Below are 16,685 nucleotides of genomic sequence, written 5' to 3'. Positions count from 1 at the left end.
GGCATGTACGAGGACGGCACGGGCCTGCTCACCATCGGCGCGCTGGCGCGCCTGACCGGCGTTCCGGTCAAGACCATCAGGAGTTGGTCGGACCAGGGCCTGCTGCCGCCCGCCGCCCGCACCCCCGCGGGCTACCGGCTGTACGGCGCGGACGCCCCGGCCCGCCTGGAGATCGTGCGCAGCCTGCGCGACCTGGGCATCGGACTGGCGGCGATCCGCTCCGTGCTGCACCGCGAGAGCACCGTCGCCGAGACGGCCGCGCAGTGGGCGGACGCCCTGGACGCGCAGATCGGCACCCTGCAGTTGCGGCGCGCCGTGCTGCGGTCGGTGGCCAGGCGGGGGAGCGCAGCAGAGGAGGAGCTGCCGACCATGACCGAACTGGCCCGCCTGTCGGACCCGGAACGCCGCCGCATCCTCACGGATGTCATCGAGGACGCCCTCGACGGTGTGCACGCCCCCGACTACCGCAGCGGTCTGCTGGCCGCCGTCCCCGACCTGCCGGACGACCCCACCCCCGAGCAGGTCGACGCCTGGACCGCACTGACCGCCCTGGTCCGGGGGCCGGAACTACGGGCGGCGCTGCGCCGGCTGGCCGAGTACAGCGCGCGTACCGGGCCGGCGGCGAGCGGGGCGCGCCCCGCGGGGGAGGCGACCGCCGCGGGGAAGGCGGCCCCGGCCGCACAGGAACAGGCTGCACAGGAACAAGCCGCGCAGCAACAGGCCGCCGTGCGCGTCGCGGAGCTGATGCGGCTGCGCGGCGAGGAGGCCGTCACGGCCGGCATCGCCCCCGATTCCCCGGCCGCCGAGCCCTTCCTCGCCGAGCTGATCGCCGCCTGGCTTCCCACCCAGGCCGGCACCCCCGACCCGCCCGCCGAGGACGGCCCGCAGGCCCGCGGCCGGCTGCTGGAACAACTGGAGACCGCCGCCGAGCCGGCCGTCGAGCGCTACTGGCAGTTGCTGTGCACCGTCACCGGCCGGCCCGCCCCGGGCCGCCCGCACCACCCGCACGGCAAAGGGCCGGGTGGCACACCACCCGACCCTCCCCCGCACCTTCCCGAAAAAGTCCGGGAGTTACTTCTTCACCGCGTCCAGCGCATCGACGATGCCGTAGCCGAAGTGGCTGTTGACATGCTTGGTGCCGGTGCAGGTCGCGTCACCCGTGGAGCAGCCGGGGTTGTCCGCCTGCTCCTTGAGGAGCCACTGGATCTCCTGCGGGCTGGACTTCGGGTGGGTGCTCTTGAGCAGTGCCGCGACGCCCGCGACGTGCGGGGTCGCCATGGACGTGCCGGCCAGGTAGGCCCAGTCACCGCCCGGCATGGTGGAGAGGATGTTGCCGTTCTTGGCGGGCAGTTCGGGCACCTGCCGCGAGTCGCCGCCCGGTGCGGACACATCGATCTGGCCGAGGCCGTAGTTCGAGTAGTACGACTTGAGCTTGTTGACGCCCGCCGCCGCGACCGTCACCGTGCCCGGCAGCTGGGTGGGAACGTCCCAGCAGGTCTTCGGGTTGATGGTGCGCTCGACCGGGGTGGAGTCGTTCGGGCTGGAGGTGTCCGGCAGCTGGGGGGCCGCCAGGTTGAGGCCGGAGTTGCCCGCCGCGGCGATGTTGAGCACGCCCTTGCGCTGGGCGTAGCTCGCCGCACGGCCGACCGCGTCGATGATGGCGGCCTGGTCGGCGTCGTCCTTGCAGTTGAACATCCACGGGTCGACGTAATAGCTGTTGTTCGTGACCGCGACGCCGTGATCGGCCGCGAAGACGAAGGCGCACACCACGCTCTCGGCGTAGAAGAGGCTCGTCTCCGGCTCGCTGACCTTGAGGGCGGAGATCTTCACGCCCGGCGCGACACCCGCCACGCCGACACCGTTGCGGGCCGCGGCGATCGTGCCCGCGACATGGGTGCCGTGGTAGTCCTCGTCCGGGTTCCAGGGGCGCCAGGCGCCCTTGGTGGTGTCGGCCACGCCGCCCACGCAGTTGGCGGACTGCTTCGCCGAGAAGTTGGCCTTCAGATCGGGGTGGGTGTCGTCCACCCCGGTGTCGATGATGCCGACGGTGACCTTCCTGCTGCCCGGGTTCACCTTCGCGGCCTGGTCGGCCTTGATGGCGGGCAGGTCCCACTGCAGCGGTTCGAGCGGCTCCTCGCCGTTCGCCTTCGCCGCCTTGCCGGCCGCCGCCAGCTGGGATTTCGGCAGGTCGATCTTCTGCGGCTTGCCGATGTCGGTGGTGCCCTGCGCCTTCAGCGGCGCGGTGCGGGTCGCGCCCGCCGACTGCACACCGGGCACCGTGCGCAGGGTGGTGGCGAACTGGGGGTTGGCCGAGTGGACGACGATCACGCCTATTTGTTCATGGGCGATGACCACCTTCCCGCCGGCCTTGGCTATCGCCTTCTCCACCTTGCCGACCACGGCATGGCCGGGCGTGGTGTTCACGACGTACGACAGCAGCGGGCCGTCGGCCGGGGCCGCTGCGGCCGGGGCGGAGTCCTGGGACGCGGCGGTGGCCGTGTTCGGGAGAAAGCCGAGGGACGCGGTCAGAGCCAGGCCGAGCGGTACGGCCAGCGCCCGCATGCGTCTGGATCGGGGATGTGCCATGGATACTCCACATCATCCGTGAGACCGCCCGGGCGCGGGTTGCGCACGGGCGGTTGCAATGAGAAGTGAAGTTATCGGCGACCACTCGTGTGCAGCAATGGACTTCGGAGAAAAAACGGGGAGAAAACCCGCCAGGAGTGTGAAATTGATGGCGCGTCAGCCGATGTCGGCCGTCTTGGACGCCTTCCGGCCCGGTCAGCCGTCGCGTCGCAGGGTGGTGATGCTCAGCGGGGGCAGCGCGATCCGCGGTCCGTACCAGCGGCGCGCGGCGGCGGCCGTCCCCGGCCGCGGCTCCGACGGGGCGAGGGGGAGCGGCGCCGGCAGCCGGATGCTGCCGTAGGGGCGCCGGTGGGGAACGGGGGGCTGCGGGGCCTGCTGTGGCGGCGGATTCACACCGGGCTCAACGAAGCGCCCCGCGCGCGGTGGCGGTCCGGCGCGGGCATTCCCCCGGTTTCTTCTGGGATTCAACCAACGGACCCCTGTCGTATCGTCTGATGCGCCTCTACGATGCGTGATCCAGATCACTTACGTGAGCTTTACCGCCGGCCGGGCTCCTCCCGGGCCGATCCGCCGGACCGGCCCGGGCCCGCCCCTTCGCGTCAGGAGATTCCGTGAGCGCCGCACCGACCCTCGACCCGGGGACGCATGAGCCGCCCGACTACATCCAGGTGCAGTCGAGTGCGGAATTCGATGAACTCCGCCGCGCACACCGCTCGTTCGCCTTCCCGCTGACCGTCGCCTTCATCCTCTGGTACCTCGGGTACGTGCTGCTGTCGAGCTACGCCGGCGGCTTCATGGGCACCAAGGTGCTCGGCCATATCAATGTGGCCTTCGTCCTCGGCGTCGCCCAGTTCGTCACGACCTTCCTGATCGCCTGGTGGTACTCCCGGCACGCCGCCACCAAGCTCGACCCCAAGGCCGAGGCCATCAAGTCCCGCCTGGAAGGTGAGGCATGAGCCCCCTGCGCACTCCCCTCGCGCTCGACCTCGCGGCCGGCGGCGCGGGCGAGCACCGCGCCCTGATCGTCACCCTCTTCGCGGTCTTCGTCGCCGCGACCCTCGGCCTCACCGTCTGGGCGGGCCGGCAGACGAAGGGCGCGGAGGACTTCTACGCCGGCGGGCGGCAGTTCAGCGGCTTCCAGAACGGCCTGGCCATCTCCGGCGACTACATGTCCGCCGCGTCCTTCCTGGGCATCGCCGGCGCCATCGCCCTCTTCGGCTACGACGGTTTCCTCTACTCCATCGGCTTCCTCGTCGCCTGGCTCGTCGCGCTCCTCCTGGTCGCCGAACCGCTGCGCAACTCCGGCCGCTTCACCATGGGCGACGTGCTCGCCTACCGGATGCGCCAGCGCCCGGTCCGCACCGCCGCCGGCACCTCCACCATCATCGTCTCGATCTTCTACCTGCTCGCCCAGATGGCGGGTGCGGGCGCCCTGGTCACCCTGCTCCTGGGCATCACCAGCGAGGCGGGCAAGATCCTCGTCGTCGTCCTCGTGGGTGTGGTGATGGTCCTCTACGTCACCATCGGCGGCATGAAGGGAACGACCTGGGTCCAGATGGTCAAGGCGGTCCTGCTGATCGCCGGCACCCTCCTGATCACCTTCCTGGTGGCGCTCAAGTTCCACTTCAACCTCTCCGACCTGCTGGGCGCGGCCGCCGAGAACAGCGGCAAGGGAGCCGCCTTCCTGGAGCCCGGCCTCAAGTACGGCGCCACCGCCACCTCGAAGATCGACTTCATCTCGCTGGGCATCGCTCTCGTCCTGGGCACCGCGGGCCTGCCGCACATCCTCATCCGCTTCTACACGGTCCCCACCGCCAAGGCCGCCCGGAAGTCCGTGAACTGGGCGATCGGCATCATCGGCGTCTTCTACCTGATGACCATCGCCCTCGGCTTCGGCGCCGCGGCCCTGATCAAGCCCGGGACGATCACCGCGTCCAACAAGGCGGGCAACACCGCGGCCCCGCTGCTCGCCCAGGAGATCGGCGGCGGCGCGGGATCCACCGGGGGCGCGATCCTGCTCGCCGTCATCTCCGCGGTCGCCTTCGCGACCATCCTCGCGGTGGTCGCCGGCCTCACCCTCGCCTCGTCCTCGTCCTTCGCGCACGACCTGTACGTCAACGTCCTGCGCAAGGGCAAGGCCACCGAGAAGGAAGAGGTCGGCGCGGCCCGCTGGGCGACCGTCGGCATCGGTGGTGTCGCCATCGTCCTGGGGGTCTTCGCCCGCGGCCTGAACGTCGCCGGCCTGGTGGCGCTCGCCTTCGCGGTCGCCGCCTCCGCCAACCTCCCGACCCTCCTGTACAGCCTGTTCTGGAAACGCTTCACCACCCGGGGCGCCCTGTGGTCCATCTACGGAGGCCTGGTCTCCTCCGTCCTCCTGGTCCTCTTCTCCCCGGTCGTCTCCGGCAAGGAGACCTCGATGTTCCCCGGCGCCGACTTCGCCGTCTTCCCCCTGGAGAACCCGGGCCTGATCTCCATCCCGCTGGGCTTCCTGCTCGGCTGGCTCGGGTCCCTGCTGTCCAAGGAGGAACCGGACGTGAAGAAGTACGCCGAACTGGAGGTCCGCTCGCTCACCGGCACCGGAGCGCACTGAGGCGGCCCGGCTGAGCCGTCCCTGCAGGGCCCGGGCGGGGTGGCGTCGTAGATCTCTACGACGCCACCCCGCCCACCTCGTGCTTCTCCTCCCTGCTCGCTGTCACACCCATCGCGTAGGCTCGAAGACGTACTGATCCACCGGAGGAGAGGTACCGAGCCGACACTCTTGGGGAGGGGGCCCAGTGCTCATCGACACCTACGGTCGTGTGGCCACCGACCTGCGCGTTTCACTCACCGACCGGTGCAATCTGCGGTGCACGTACTGCATGCCGGAAGAGGGGCTGCAGTGGCTGGCCAAGCCCGACCTGCTCACCGACGACGAAATCGTCCGGCTGATCGGCATCGCCGTGCGGGACCTGGGCATCGAGGAGGTCCGCTTCACCGGCGGTGAACCGCTGCTCCGCCCCGGCCTGCCCGGCATCGTCGAGCGGGTCGCCGCCCTCGCCCCGCGTCCCCAGATGTCGCTGACCACCAACGGCATCGGCCTGCAGCGCACCGCCGCCGCACTCCGCGACGCCGGCCTGGACCGCGTCAACGTCTCCCTCGACACCCTGCGGCCGGACGTCTTCCAGGCCATGACCCGCCGCAAGCGGCACGACGACGTCCTGCGCGGTCTGGAGGCGGCCCGCGCGGCCGGTCTGACCCCCGTCAAGGTCAACACCGTCCTGATGCCGGGGCTCAACGACGACGAGGCCCCCGACCTGCTGGCCTGGGCCCTCGCGCATGACTACGAGCTCCGCTTCATCGAGCAGATGCCGCTGGACGCCCAGCACGGCTGGAAGCGCGACGGCATGATCACCGCGGGCGACATCCTCACCTCGCTGCGCACCCGCTTCACGCTCACCCCCGAGGGCGAGGACGAGCGGGGCTCCGCGCCCGCCGAACGCTGGATCGTCGACGGCGGGCCGCACCGAGTCGGTGTGATCGCCTCCGTCACCCGTCCGTTCTGCCGGGCCTGCGACCGTACGCGACTGACCGCCGACGGCCAGATCCGTACCTGCCTCTTCGCCACCGAGGAGACGGATCTGCGTACCGCCCTGCGCTCCGGTGCCCCGGATGACGAGATCGCCCGCATATGGCAGCGCGCGATGTGGGGCAAGAAGGCGGGCTCCGGCCTGGACGACCCCTCGTTCCTGCAGCCGGAGCGCCCGATGTCCTCGATCGGCGGCTGAGCCGGGCCGGCGTCAGCGGTTCGATGCAGCGACCGGCGTCGGCGATCGGAGCCGACGGCCGTCGCCGGTGACCGGCGTCAGTGACCGGCGGCCGACGCCTCCCACTCCTCCAGCGTCACGACATCCTTGAGGAAACCGCGCACGCCGAGGAACTGCGACAGATGCTCCCGGTGCTCCTCGCAGGCCAGCCAGGTCTTGCGCCGGTCCGGGGTGTGCAGCTTCGGGTTGTTCCAGGCCAGCACCCATACGGCGGCGGCGCGGCAGCCCTTCGCGGAACAGATGACGGTGTCCTCGGCGGGGCCCTGGGGATTCGGGGAGTTCACGGCCTCAACCCTACGTCCTGCGCTCACGACCCCGGGCCCGGCTACCGCACCCCGCGGACCTGCGGACATGACGACGCCGGGCAGCCACGGGGGGAGCCGCCCGGCGTCGGTCCGTCGCTCCGACGGGGGATGCGGAGCGCGTACGCAGTATGTCACGGGGGAGGGTGCCTGGTGCACCGGAACTCCATGATTGATCTGAGCTTTTCTTGAGCTTTGCAGACCGGCTGATGATCAGCTGGGGTCGTGTGGCGAGGCGGAGGAGCCCGCCGCCGGCCGCTCCGGAACGGATTCCGCCGGAGCACCGTCGGCTCCCGGCGTCAGCATCGGCCGGGTCGGGCCCGCGACAAAGGTCTTCGGGAGTGAAGGGGCGTTCTCCCGGCCCGCGTTGGCGATCACCACCGCGATATAGGGCAGCGCCAGACCGAGCACCAACGTCGCGATGGCGATGGGCCGTTCGATGTTCCACAGCACGACGGTGAGCACGACGGCCACCGTCCGCACCGCCATCGAGATCACATACCGCCGCTGCCGTCCGCGCACATCCTCGGACAGGCCTTGCCGTGCCCCGGTGATCCGGAAGGCCTGGCCGCTGCTCTGCTTCCGCATCACGTTCCACCGCCTGCTCAGTCATGCCGGATTTTCCCCGGTATCCGGTCGGTTTCCACGGTACGCCGCGGCCGCGCCGCCTTCGAGACCGGGTCATGCCCCGTTCCGGCGGGTCTGTCATCGCCACCAGGGGGGCCGCCCCCCCCAGTGCGTACGGCAGGTTCCCGGCGTGCGCCGTAGCCGGTGCGGGGCGACACTTACGGGGCGAGTGTCCATCTGCACCGTGCCGCAGGAGGAGTCGACATGACGTGGTTGTGGGCCATCATCGTGGGCCTGGTGCTCGGCCTGATCGCGAAGGCCATTATCCCCGGCAAGCAGCAGATCCCGCTCTGGCTGACGGTGATCTTCGGCATGCTTAGGGGCGTCTCCCCCCTGGACGCGGATGACACGGGCGGCCGGTGCGCATCGCTGCGCGCCGGCCGCCCGTGTTATCCGCCGTCTCAGCGGCCGTCGAGCTGAGCCAGCTTCCGTCCGGCCTTGAGGTACGCGACCCCGGCCGTGTCCGCCAGCTTCTCGGCCAGCACCTCACCCAGCGGCCGGACCGAATCGGCCTCCGCGAGCGTCACGGTCTGCTGCCCGTCCTCGCCCTCCACGACCAGCCGCAGCGCATTCTGCTTGGCCAGTCGCCGCGCCGCCGAGGCGCTGGGCGTGAACTCCAGGATCTTGGTCAGCACCGTCGCCACCGTCTCCGTGCCGTGCGCGGCGACATCGACGACCGGGAGCGAGTCCACATCGGAGAACGACTTCTTGGAGAACTGCGCGACGAATCCGGCCCGCGCGGCCATCGCCGCCTCCATGCCGTACAGCGCCGCCACGACCTCGCCCGCCAGGACCTTCTTGAGGTCCATCGGGTGCAGCGAGCGGTCGGTGACCCGGCCCAGAGCGAGCGCGATCTCCGCGTCCGTCCACTCCGTCCAGGCCTTCAGGTACGGCTCCATCAGCCGGTCGGGCACCGACATGATCTTGCCGAAGACATCGTCGGCGGGGGCGCTCAGTCCGACGTAATTGCCCTTGGACTTGGACATCTTGGCGCCGGTTCCGTCCGTGCCCTCGATCAGCGGCATGGTCACCACCAGCTGCGGCCGCTGCCCGCGCAGCTCCATCAGCTTGCGGCCCATCTGCAGATTGAGCAGCTGGTCGGAGCCGCCCAGCTCCACGTCACACTCCAGCGCCACCGAGTCCAGGCCCTGCGCGATGGGGTACAGCAGCTCCGTCATGGTCAGACCGGAGCCGGCCGCCAGCCGGTTGCGGAAGTCCTCGCGTTGGAGCAGCTGGGAGGCCGGCACCTGGGCGAGCAGCGTGAGCAGTTCCGGGAAGGTGTACGGCGCCAGCCACTCGCTGTTCTGCCGGAAGCTGACCTTCTCGAAGTCGAAGAAGGGCCGCACCTGTTCGCGGTAGGTGGCGAGGTTGTGCGCGATGTCCTCGTCGGTCAGCGGCGGGCGCTCGGCCGTACGGCCCGACGGGTCGCCGATCTTGGCCGTGAAGTCACCGATGATCAGGGTGACGTCATGGCCCAGCCGCTGGAACCGGCTCAGGACGATCAGCGGCACCGCATGGCCCAGGTGGACATCGGTGGCCGTCGGGTCGATGCCGAGCTTGATGTGCAGGCCCCGGCCGGCCGCCCGGCGCTCCTCGATCCGCTCGGCCAGCTTCTCCACGCCCGGCAGGACCTCGACCGTACGGGCCGCGATCAGCTCGGCCTGCTCCTTGGCGGGCAGGTCCGTCAGATCCAGAGAGCGCCGGGCGCCCGTCTCCTGAAGCAGCTCCCGGACCGTGGCGTCCGAGGAGAGGTCGGCGGAGAGCAGGGTGGTGGCGCGGGCGACGGATTCGCCGAGGCGTGTCATGGCGTTCCTGATCGATCGTGGTTCCCGAACGGGTGGACAAGCGGACAGTCTATTAGCCCCGGAGGACGCGCCTGCGCCGTCCGTGTCTGCCCGCCGCCCGCCGTCCGCCGCCCGCCGTCCGCCCGCCGCCGTCCGCCCGGCTCGCCGCCACCGCCCGGCCCGACACCGGCCGGGCGGTGGCAGGCGGCCCCCGGCCTCACACCCCGCGGCTGACCGAGCTCATATGGAAGTCCGGGATCCGCAACGCCGGCATCGCGGCCCGGGTGAAGTAGTCGCCCCACTCCCGCGGCAGGGTCCGCTCCGTACGGCCCGCCTCCACCGCCCGGGACAGCAGGTCCACCGGCGACTCGTTGAACCGGAAGTTGTTCACCTCGCCGACCACCTCACCCTGCTCCACCAGGTAGACCCCGTCCCGGGTCAGCCCGGTCAGCAGCAGCGTCGCCGGATCGACCTCGCGGATGTACCACAGGCAGGTCAGCAGCAGCGCCGGGCCGTCGTGCCCGGCGGCGGCCACCATCTCCTCCAGCGAGCGGGAACCACCGCCCTCCAGAAGGAGGTTGTCGATGCCCGGCGCCACCGGAAGGCCGGTCAGTGCGGCGCTGTGCCGGGTGGTCGGCAGCCGGTGCAGCACGCCCTCGCGCATCCACTCGGTGGCCGTCAGCGGCAGCCCGTTGTCGAAGACCGACGCATCGTCGCCGGAGGAGTGCGCCAGCACGAACGGTGCGCACTCCAGACCGGGCGCCCGCGGGTCGCTGCGCAGCGTCAGCGGCAGCTCGCTGAGCCGTTCGCCCAGCCGGGTCCCCGCCCCGGGCCGGTCGGCCGCGCCGCCGTCGGCCGGCCGGGAGAAGACCGTACGGCCCTCGACGGCGTCCCGGGCCCCGGAGGACCACATCTGGTAGACGAGCAGGTCGGCGACGGCGGTCGGCGGCAGCAGGGTGTCGTACCGCCCTGCGGGCAGCTCGATCCGCCGCTCGGCCCAGCCCAGCCGCCGCCCCAGCTCCCCGTCCATTTCCCGCGGATCGACATCGGCGAAGTCCTGGGTCGCCCGGCCGGCCCAGGCGGAGCGGGGTCCGGCCGCGCCGGTACCTGCGGACTTGGCGTTCAGCTCCAGCGTCCCGGTGGGCTGGTCGTGCCGCAGCCGCAGCCCGGTCGAGGTGCCCAGATACGACGAGACGACCTCGTGCCGGGCGAAGCCGTACAGCTCACGGCCGCCCGCGCGGGCCTGCCGGAAGGACTCACCCAGCGCCGGGGCGAACGCCGCGAACACCTCCGAGGAGGTCTCGGCGGGTGCCTCGGTGAAGTCGGGGGACATCTTCTCGCCGCCGACCAGCGGCTGGGCGTCCTCGGCGGGCCCGGCGTCCCGGGCGGCCGCCTCGGCGGCCCGCACCAGCGGCTCCACGTCGTCCGCGGTCACCGCGGAGCGCGAGACGACACCGGACGCCGTGCCCCGGCCGCCGTCCACGGTCGCCACGACCGTCAGGGTGCGCCCACGGGTCACGCCGTTGGTGGTGAGCGCATTGCCCGCCCAGCGCAGATTGGCGCTGGAGTGCTCATCGGCGATGACCACACAGCCGTCTCCGCGCGAGAGCTCCAGGGCCCGCTCGACGATCTCGTGCGGCCTGTTCCTGCGCGGTGTACGCGTGCTCATCGACCGGCCTCCTGCGTGGTGTTCAGAATGTTCACGCCCTCGAAGAGAGCCGACGGGCAGCCGTGCGAAACGGCGGCCACCTGGCCCGGCTGGGCCTTGCCGCAGTTGAAGGCACCGCCCAGGACGTAGGTCTCCGGGCCGCCGACCGCGGTCATCGAGCCCCAGAAGTCGGTGGTGGTCGCCTGGTAGGCGACGTCACGCAGCTGCCCGGCCAGCCGTCCGTTCCGGATCGCGTACGCCCGCTGCTGTGTGAACTGGAAGTTGTACCGCTGCATATCGATCGACCAGGACCGGTCGCCGACGACATAGATGCCGCGCTCCACCCCGGAGATCAGCTCCTCGGTGGACGGGCCGTCCGGGGCCGGCTGCAGCGAGACGTTCGCCATCCGCTGGACCGGGACATGGCCGGGAGAGTCCGCGTACGCGCAGCCGTTGGAGCGGTCGAAGCCCGTCAGTTTCGCGATTCTGCGGTCGAGTTGGTAGCCGACCAGGGTCCCGTCCTTCACCAGGTCCCAGGACTGGGCGGCCACCCCCTCGTCGTCGTAGCCGATGGTCGCGAGCCCGTGCTCGACGGTCCGGTCGCCCGTGACGTTCATCAGCGCGGAGCCGTACGCCAGCTTCCCGAGCTGGTCGAAGGTGGCGAACGAGGTGCCCGCATAGGCCGCCTCGTAGCCCAGGGCCCGGTCCAGCTCCGTCGCGTGCCCGACCGACTCGTGGATCGTCAGCCACAGATTGGACGGGTCCACCACCAGGTCGTACCTGCCGGCCTCGACGTGCGGCGCGCGCATCTTCTCGGCGAGGTGATCCGGGATACGGGCCAGCTCACCGTCCCAGTCGTAGTGGTCGCCGGTCAGGTACTCCCAGCCGCGCCCGGCCGGCGGGGCGAGGGTGCGCATGGAGTCGAAGTCGCCGGTCACCGGGTCCACCGCGACCGCGGTCAGCTCGGGGTGCAGCCGCACCCGCTGCTGGGTGGTGCCGGTGCCCGCACTGTCGGCGTAGAACTTGTTCTCCTGGACGGTCAGCAGCGAGGCGTCCGCGTGGGCCACGCCCGCGGCGCCCAGCAACCGGGCGCTCCACTCGGCGAGCAGCCCGCTCTTCTCGGCGTCCGGTACGTCGAACGGGTTGATCTCGTACGAGGAGACCCAGGTGCGGTCCGGGTGGGCGGGCTCGTCGGCCAGCTCGACCCTTTCGTCGGAGCCGGCGGCCCGGATGACCTTGGCCGACAGCTTGGCCATCGCCACCGCCTGCGAGGCCACCCGCGCCGCCGCGTCCATGGTCAGATCCACGCCGGAGGCGAAGCCCCACGCCCCGCCGTGCACCACCCGGACCGCGTACCCGAGGTCGGTGGTGTCCGAGGTCCCGGACGTACGGGCGTCCCGCAGCCGCCAGGATGCGCTGCGGATCCGCTCCAGGCGGAAGTCCGCATGGTCGGCGCCCAGCGCGCGGGCGCGGGCCAGCGCCGCGTCGGCCAGCGCATGCAACGGCAGCGCCAGGAATGTTTCGTCAACGGCATGGGGTGCAGGCAAGGAGTCCTCCCGTGGTCGGCGCCTGCATCATGCCCTGCCGGGCGCCCGTGGCCCAGAGCGCGGCGCTGCGCGGCGGTGTGCGGCGCCGGGAGTCGGCCAGGGCGTGCGGCAGGTGCCGGGCGCCGGTGCGGGCACGGGCGGTGGCCGCCGGAGGCGCGCCGCGGGCACGCACGGTGGCTGCCGGGGGGCGCGCCGTGGTGGTGGTTCTGTGGAGACCCGACAGTGACCGGCGCTCGTGCCTGTCCGTGCTGGATTCCACCTCAAGGCTCCGTGACCGATAGTTTCGTATCGAACGCAGGACGGACAGGAAACGGAAAGGGTGATCTCTTGAGCCGCTCGGTTCTGGTCACCGGAGGTAACCGCGGCATTGGCCTCGCCATTGCCCGTGCCTTCGCCGAGGCAGGCGACAAGGTCGCCATCACCTACCGCTCGGGCGAACCGCCCGCGGGGTTTTTGGCCGTGAAGTGCGACATCACGGACAGCGAGCAGGTCGAGCAGGCGTACAAGGAGATCGAGGAGAAGCACGGTCCGGTCGAGGTGCTGGTGGCCAACGCCGGCGTCACCCGTGACCAGCTGCTGATGCGGATGTCCGAGGAGGACTTCACCTCGGTCCTGGAGACCAACCTCACCGGCACGTTCCGGGTGGTCAAGCGCGCCAACCGCGCGATGCTGCGGGCCCGCAAGGGCCGCGTCGTGCTGATCTCGTCCGTGGTGGGCCTGCTGGGTGGCGCGGGCCAGGCGAACTACGCCGCGTCCAAGGCCGGCCTGGTGGGCTTCGCCCGCTCGCTCGCCCGGGAGCTGGGCAGCCGCAACATCACCGTCAACGTCGTCGCCCCCGGCTTCGTCGACACCGACATGACCCGTGTGCTCACCGACGAGCAGCGGGAGAGCATCGTCAAGCAGGTGCCGCTCGCGCGGTATGCGCAGCCCGAGGAGATCGCCGCCTCGGTCCGCTTCCTGGCCTCCGACGAGGCCGCGTACATCACCGGAGCCGTCATTCCTGTCGACGGCGGATTGGGCATGGGTCACTGATCAGTATGAGTGGAATCCTTGCAGGCAAGCGCATCCTGGTCACGGGTGTCCTGACCGAGTCGTCGATCGCCTTCCAGGCGGCCAAGGTCGCCCAGAACGAGGGCGCCGAGGTCATCCTCACCGGCTTCGGCCGGCTCTCCCTCGTCGAGCGGATCGCCAAGCGGCTTCCCAAGGAAGCCCCGGTCATCGAGCTGGACGTCACCAACCAGGAGCACCTGGACGGCCTGGCCGACAAGATCCGCGAGCACCAGGGCGAGGGCGCCCGTCTCGACGGCATCGTGCACTCCATCGCCTTCGGCCCGCAGGGCGCCTTCAACTTCCTGGAGGCCGAGTGGTCGGACGTGGGGACCGCGGTGCAGGTCTCCGCGTACTCGTACAAGTCGCTGACCATGGCCTGCCTGCCGCTCATGGAGCACGGCGGAGCGGTCGTCGGCCTCACCTTCGACGCGCAGATCGCCTGGCCCAAGTACGACTGGATGGGCGTGGCCAAGGCGGCGCTGGAGAGCACCAACCGCTACCTCGCCCGTGACCTCGGCCCCAAGGGCGTCCGCTGCAACCTGGTCTCGGCCGGCCCCATCAAGTCGATGGCCGCCAAGTCCATCCCCGGCTTCGAGGAGCTGGCGGACGTGTGGAACCACCGCGCCCCGATCGGCTGGGACCTGGCCGACCCGGAGCCGGCCGGCCGCGGCGTCGTCGGCATGCTGTCCGACTTCTTCCCCCGTACGACGGGCGAGATCGTCCACGTCGACGGCGGTGTGCACATGATGGGCGCCTGACGCACCGGCGCCTTTGCGCTGCCCGTCCGTGCTGCTCCTCCGTACTGCCCGTTCCGGTCCGCCGGGGCGGGCAGTACGCGTTCCCGGGCGAGGTCGTGCGCGTTTGCGGGCGGGCAGCGCGGGGTCACGGGGCGTGAGTCGGCGGGGGAGGCCGGGAAGTGGTGCGTGCGGTGTCCTGCGGGTCAGCCGTGGTCCGGGAGGCCGGGCCGGCAGCCGAAGGGGTGGGTGCTCGCCTCGGCGGCGGCCCGGTCGCCGTCGCCCGCCCGGATCGCCTCGACCAGCCGGGCATGGTCCATATGTGCCTCGGGCCGCAGCTCCTCGCCCACATCGGCCCGCAGGAAGTCGCGCAGCACGCCCCCGAGGTCGGCGTAGATCTCGGCCAGCACCTCGTTGTGCGAGGCCGACACGATCGCCATGTGCAAGGTCGCGTCCGCCTCCACGAAGGCCTCCGCCGCGCCGGACTCCCAGGCCCGCTCGCGCCGTTCCAGCAGGGCGTCGATCTGCCGCAGGTCCTGCGCGGTGCGGCGCTCGGCCGCGAGCCGGGCAGCTGACGCCTCCAGGGCACTGCGCAGCTCGGCGACGTGTCCCGGCGCGGCCGAAGCGAACCGGCGGTTCATCACCCCGGCCAGTTCACTGGTCGCCACCACGTAGGTGCCCGAGCCCTGCCGGATGTCCAGCAGCCCGTTGTGCGCCAGCGCCCGTACGGCCTCGCGGACGGTGTTACGGGCCACCCCGAGCTGTTCGACGAGCGCCGGCTCGGTCGGGATACGGGAGCCCACCGGCCACTCGCCGGACGTGATCTGGGCGCGCAGCTGCGCGATCACCTGGTCGGCCAGCGCGGACCGGCGGGGCGAGGTCAGAGGCATGGCTGCACTCCGGGGTGAGGGGGACGACGGGCGGGGGCGGCGAGGGGCCCGGCGAAGCCTTGCCGCCGTCGGCGCCGGCCGGGACAGCAGAGGCTATCGATATCGACTGGACACGCATTCATCCCATGATTCTATGATGGCGCCCATGGCAGACGACGACCTCGCGACCCTCGGCCCCGCCGCCGAGCCCCACACGACCCCCGCCGACCGGCCCGCCCACGGCACCAAAGGCCCGCAGCCGGGCCTCGGGGAAGCCGCTCCGGCGAGCCGCCACCAGGCGAGCGGACAGGCCGGTCACGGGCTGCGGTGGATCGTGATCGCCGGTCTCGTCCTCGCCGCGCTCAACCTCCGCCCGGCCATCACCAGCCTCGGCGCGCTGCTGGAGGAGGTGCGCGACGGCCTCGGCATGAGCGGCACCGTCGCCGGCCTGCTGACTTCCGTGCCCGCGCTGTGCTTCGCCGCCTTCGGTATCGCCGCACCCCGCCTGGCCAGGCGCTTCGGGCCGGGTGCGGTCGTCTGCGCCGGTATGGCCGCGATCACCGTGGGTGTCGTGGTGCGCCCGTACGCCGGTGGCACCGGCGGCTTCCTCGCCGCCAGCGGGCTCGCCCTGGCCGGCATCGCGGTCAGCAACGTCCTGATGCCGGTGGTCATCAAGAGCTGGTTCGCCGACCGGGTCGGCCCGATGACGGGGCTCTACTCCATGGCCCTGGCCCTGGGCACCTCGCTCGCCGCGGCGCTCACCGTGCCCATGACCGATGCGCTCGGCGGGAGTTGGCGGACCGGTCTGGCGGTGTGGGCGGCGCTCGCGGCGGTCGCCGTGCTGCCCTGGCTCGTGGTGGTACGGCAGCGCAGGGCCGCCGCCGGGCCGGCCACGGGCAAAGCGGCACACACCGGGGAGACCACCCTGCGGATCACCTCCTCGCCGACCGCCTGGGCGCTGGCCGTCTTCTTCGGCCTGCAGGCCACCGCCGCGTACATCACGATGGGCTGGATGCCGCAGATCTTCCGGGACGCCGGGGTCTCGGCGGGCACCGCGGGAGTGCTGCTGGCGGTCACCATGGCGATGGGCGTCCCGCTCTCCTTCGTCCTGCCGCGGCTGGCGGCCCGGATGCGGCATCAGGGTCCGCTCGCGGTGCTGCTCGGCCTGTGCGGCCTGGCCGGTTACGCCGGGCTGTGGCTGGCACCGGCCGCCGGCGCCTGGGCCTGGGCGCTGCTGATGGGCATCTCCAACTGCGCCTTCCCGCTGGCCCTGACGATGATCGGGATGCGTTCGACCAGCTCCGCCGGGGTCGTCAAGCTCTCGGCCTTCACGCAGAGCGTCGGCTATCTGATCTCCGTTCCCGGACCGCTGCTGGTCGGCACGCTCTACCAGCACAGCGGCGGCTGGGGGCTGCCGATCGCCCTGATGGCGGGGCTGATGGTGCCGCAGATCGTGGTGGGTGTGCTGGCCGGACGGGACCGCCGGATCGAGGACGAGACCTGAGTGCGACACTGGGCGCATGCCAGTGCTCGAACCGAATCCGCAGGGCAGCCAGAAGAAGCTGCTCCTCGTGCTGGGCGTCATGCTCGGCGTGACCGTTCTCGTCGCGATCATTGCGAGTATCGCGGCGCCGTAGGGCAGACCCCCTGGGGGTACTCGGCCGAGGCCGCCCCGGCCGGGGGGGACGGGCCGTCGGCCGAGGCCGGCCCGGGGCGCGGGAGACACCCCTAGGGG

Annotated in this window: 17 protein-coding genes and 1 pseudogene; 9 read left to right on the top strand and 9 right to left on the bottom strand. The window is 71.5% G+C overall.

Going from position 1 to position 16,685, the window contains the following annotated elements:
• Positions 1-3 precede the first annotated feature (3 nt).
• Positions 4-219 (top strand): annotated as a pseudogene (locus CFW40_RS37920) (MerR family transcriptional regulator); the annotation flags it as partial.
• Between the two features lie 348 nt (positions 220-567).
• On the opposite strand, the gene CFW40_RS37915 reads toward CFW40_RS37920, so the two are convergent.
• The 3 genes from CFW40_RS37915 to CFW40_RS07570 all read right to left on the bottom strand — a co-directional run bounded on the left by CFW40_RS37915 (position 568) and on the right by CFW40_RS07570 (position 2,979).
• Positions 568-999, bottom strand: a complete 432-nt coding sequence (locus CFW40_RS37915; RefSeq protein WP_256331550.1) for a hypothetical protein — start codon at positions 997-999, stop codon at positions 568-570.
• A 72-nt stretch (positions 1,000-1,071) separates the two neighbouring features.
• Complete coding sequence (locus CFW40_RS07575) at positions 1,072-2,586, bottom strand: S8 family serine peptidase (protein ID WP_088797061.1); 1,515 nt, start codon at positions 2,584-2,586, stop codon at positions 1,072-1,074.
• Between the two features lie 195 nt (positions 2,587-2,781).
• Entirely contained in the window at positions 2,782-2,979 is a 198-nt protein-coding gene (locus tag CFW40_RS07570; RefSeq protein WP_088797060.1) for a hypothetical protein, read from the bottom strand.
• 218 nt (positions 2,980-3,197) lie between these two features.
• Between CFW40_RS07570 and CFW40_RS07565 the strand changes: the two genes are divergently transcribed.
• The 3 genes from CFW40_RS07565 (at position 3,198) to moaA (ending at position 6,350) form a co-directional block, all read left to right on the top strand.
• On the top strand, positions 3,198-3,542 hold the full coding sequence (locus CFW40_RS07565) for a DUF485 domain-containing protein (RefSeq protein ID WP_088797059.1): 345 nt from the start codon (positions 3,198-3,200) through the stop codon (positions 3,540-3,542).
• On the top strand, positions 3,539-5,176 hold the full coding sequence (locus CFW40_RS07560) for a cation acetate symporter (protein WP_088797058.1): 1,638 nt from the start codon (positions 3,539-3,541) through the stop codon (positions 5,174-5,176). The genes CFW40_RS07565 and CFW40_RS07560 overlap by 4 nt, the downstream gene beginning before the upstream one ends.
• Before the next feature lie 184 nt (positions 5,177-5,360).
• The gene (gene moaA, locus CFW40_RS07555) at positions 5,361-6,350 is read left to right on the top strand and encodes a GTP 3',8-cyclase MoaA (protein WP_088797057.1); all 990 of its coding nucleotides are present in this window, start codon (positions 5,361-5,363) and stop codon (positions 6,348-6,350) included.
• A 77-nt stretch (positions 6,351-6,427) separates the two neighbouring features.
• Here the strand turns inward: moaA and CFW40_RS07550 are convergent, their stop codons facing one another.
• Together CFW40_RS07550 and CFW40_RS07545 are read right to left on the bottom strand one after the other, a co-directional pair.
• Complete coding sequence (locus CFW40_RS07550; RefSeq protein ID WP_088797056.1) at positions 6,428-6,673, bottom strand: hypothetical protein; 246 nt, start codon at positions 6,671-6,673, stop codon at positions 6,428-6,430.
• Positions 6,674-6,904: 231 nt separating this feature from the next.
• Positions 6,905-7,279, bottom strand: coding sequence for a DUF3099 domain-containing protein (locus CFW40_RS07545; protein ID WP_088797055.1), 375 nt, complete (start codon positions 7,277-7,279; stop codon positions 6,905-6,907).
• Between the two features lie 243 nt (positions 7,280-7,522).
• On the opposite strand from CFW40_RS07545, the gene CFW40_RS37910 reads away from it, so the two are divergent.
• The gene (locus tag CFW40_RS37910; protein ID WP_256331551.1) at positions 7,523-7,738 is read left to right on the top strand and encodes a GlsB/YeaQ/YmgE family stress response membrane protein; all 216 of its coding nucleotides are present in this window, start codon (positions 7,523-7,525) and stop codon (positions 7,736-7,738) included.
• Here the strand turns inward: CFW40_RS37910 and tyrS are convergent.
• The 3 genes from tyrS to CFW40_RS07525 form a co-directional block, all read right to left on the bottom strand.
• Complete coding sequence (gene tyrS / locus CFW40_RS07535) at positions 7,720-9,123, bottom strand: tyrosine--tRNA ligase (RefSeq protein WP_088797054.1); 1,404 nt, start codon at positions 9,121-9,123, stop codon at positions 7,720-7,722. The genes CFW40_RS37910 and tyrS overlap by 19 nt on opposite strands.
• Before the next feature lie 196 nt (positions 9,124-9,319).
• Positions 9,320-10,771: a metallopeptidase TldD-related protein gene (locus CFW40_RS07530; protein WP_088797053.1), complete on the bottom strand. Its 1,452-nt coding sequence runs from the start codon at positions 10,769-10,771 to the stop codon at positions 9,320-9,322.
• The gene (locus CFW40_RS07525; RefSeq protein WP_088797052.1) at positions 10,768-12,297 is read right to left on the bottom strand and encodes a TldD/PmbA family protein; all 1,530 of its coding nucleotides are present in this window, start codon (positions 12,295-12,297) and stop codon (positions 10,768-10,770) included. The genes CFW40_RS07530 and CFW40_RS07525 overlap by 4 nt, the downstream gene beginning before the upstream one ends.
• A 327-nt stretch (positions 12,298-12,624) precedes the next feature.
• On the opposite strand from CFW40_RS07525, the gene fabG reads away from it, so the two are divergent.
• A complete protein-coding gene (fabG, locus tag CFW40_RS07515; protein ID WP_088797050.1) occupies positions 12,625-13,329 on the top strand; it encodes a 3-oxoacyl-[acyl-carrier-protein] reductase in 705 nt (234 codons plus the stop codon).
• Between the two features lie 5 nt (positions 13,330-13,334).
• Complete coding sequence (fabI, locus tag CFW40_RS07510) at positions 13,335-14,105, top strand: enoyl-ACP reductase FabI (RefSeq protein WP_088797049.1); 771 nt, start codon at positions 13,335-13,337, stop codon at positions 14,103-14,105.
• A 182-nt stretch (positions 14,106-14,287) separates the two neighbouring features.
• On the opposite strand, the gene CFW40_RS07505 is transcribed toward fabI, so the two are convergent.
• On the bottom strand, positions 14,288-14,971 hold the full coding sequence (locus CFW40_RS07505) for a FadR/GntR family transcriptional regulator (protein WP_088797048.1): 684 nt from the start codon (positions 14,969-14,971) through the stop codon (positions 14,288-14,290).
• A 145-nt stretch (positions 14,972-15,116) separates the two neighbouring features.
• On the opposite strand from CFW40_RS07505, the gene CFW40_RS07500 reads away from it, so the two are divergent.
• Together CFW40_RS07500 and CFW40_RS37905 are read left to right on the top strand one after the other, a co-directional pair.
• On the top strand, positions 15,117-16,454 hold the full coding sequence (locus tag CFW40_RS07500) for an MFS transporter (RefSeq protein WP_088801959.1): 1,338 nt from the start codon (positions 15,117-15,119) through the stop codon (positions 16,452-16,454).
• Positions 16,455-16,470: 16 nt separating this feature from the next.
• Entirely contained in the window at positions 16,471-16,587 is a 117-nt protein-coding gene (locus CFW40_RS37905) for an SGM_5486 family transporter-associated protein (protein ID WP_256331552.1), read from the top strand.
• Positions 16,588-16,685 lie beyond the last annotated feature (98 nt).

The organism is Streptomyces sp. 2114.4 (assembly GCF_900187385.1).
GTDB lineage: Bacteria > Actinomycetota > Actinomycetes > Streptomycetales > Streptomycetaceae > Streptomyces > Streptomyces mooreae.
The sequence above is the reverse complement of the archived record's forward strand: the minus strand, read 5'-3'. Positions and strand labels throughout refer to the sequence as shown.

Coding starts and splice junctions, on each gene's coding strand:
- tyrS (WP_088797054.1), bottom strand. CDS start 9,123: ATGACACGCCTCGGCGAATCCGTCGCCCGCGCCACCACCCTGCTCTCC.
- fabI (WP_088797049.1), top strand. CDS start 13,335: ATGAGTGGAATCCTTGCAGGCAAGCGCATCCTGGTCACGGGTGTCCTG.
- CFW40_RS07560 (WP_088797058.1), top strand. CDS start 3,539: ATGAGCCCCCTGCGCACTCCCCTCGCGCTCGACCTCGCGGCCGGCGGC.
- CFW40_RS07575 (WP_088797061.1), bottom strand. CDS start 2,586: ATGGCACATCCCCGATCCAGACGCATGCGGGCGCTGGCCGTACCGCTC.
- CFW40_RS07505 (WP_088797048.1), bottom strand. CDS start 14,971: ATGCCTCTGACCTCGCCCCGCCGGTCCGCGCTGGCCGACCAGGTGATC.
- CFW40_RS07530 (WP_088797053.1), bottom strand. CDS start 10,771: ATGAGCACGCGTACACCGCGCAGGAACAGGCCGCACGAGATCGTCGAG.
- CFW40_RS07500 (WP_088801959.1), top strand. CDS start 15,117: ATGGCAGACGACGACCTCGCGACCCTCGGCCCCGCCGCCGAGCCCCAC.
- CFW40_RS07545 (WP_088797055.1), bottom strand. CDS start 7,279: ATGCGGAAGCAGAGCAGCGGCCAGGCCTTCCGGATCACCGGGGCACGG.
- CFW40_RS37905 (WP_256331552.1), top strand. CDS start 16,471: ATGCCAGTGCTCGAACCGAATCCGCAGGGCAGCCAGAAGAAGCTGCTC.
- CFW40_RS37910 (WP_256331551.1), top strand. CDS start 7,523: ATGACGTGGTTGTGGGCCATCATCGTGGGCCTGGTGCTCGGCCTGATC.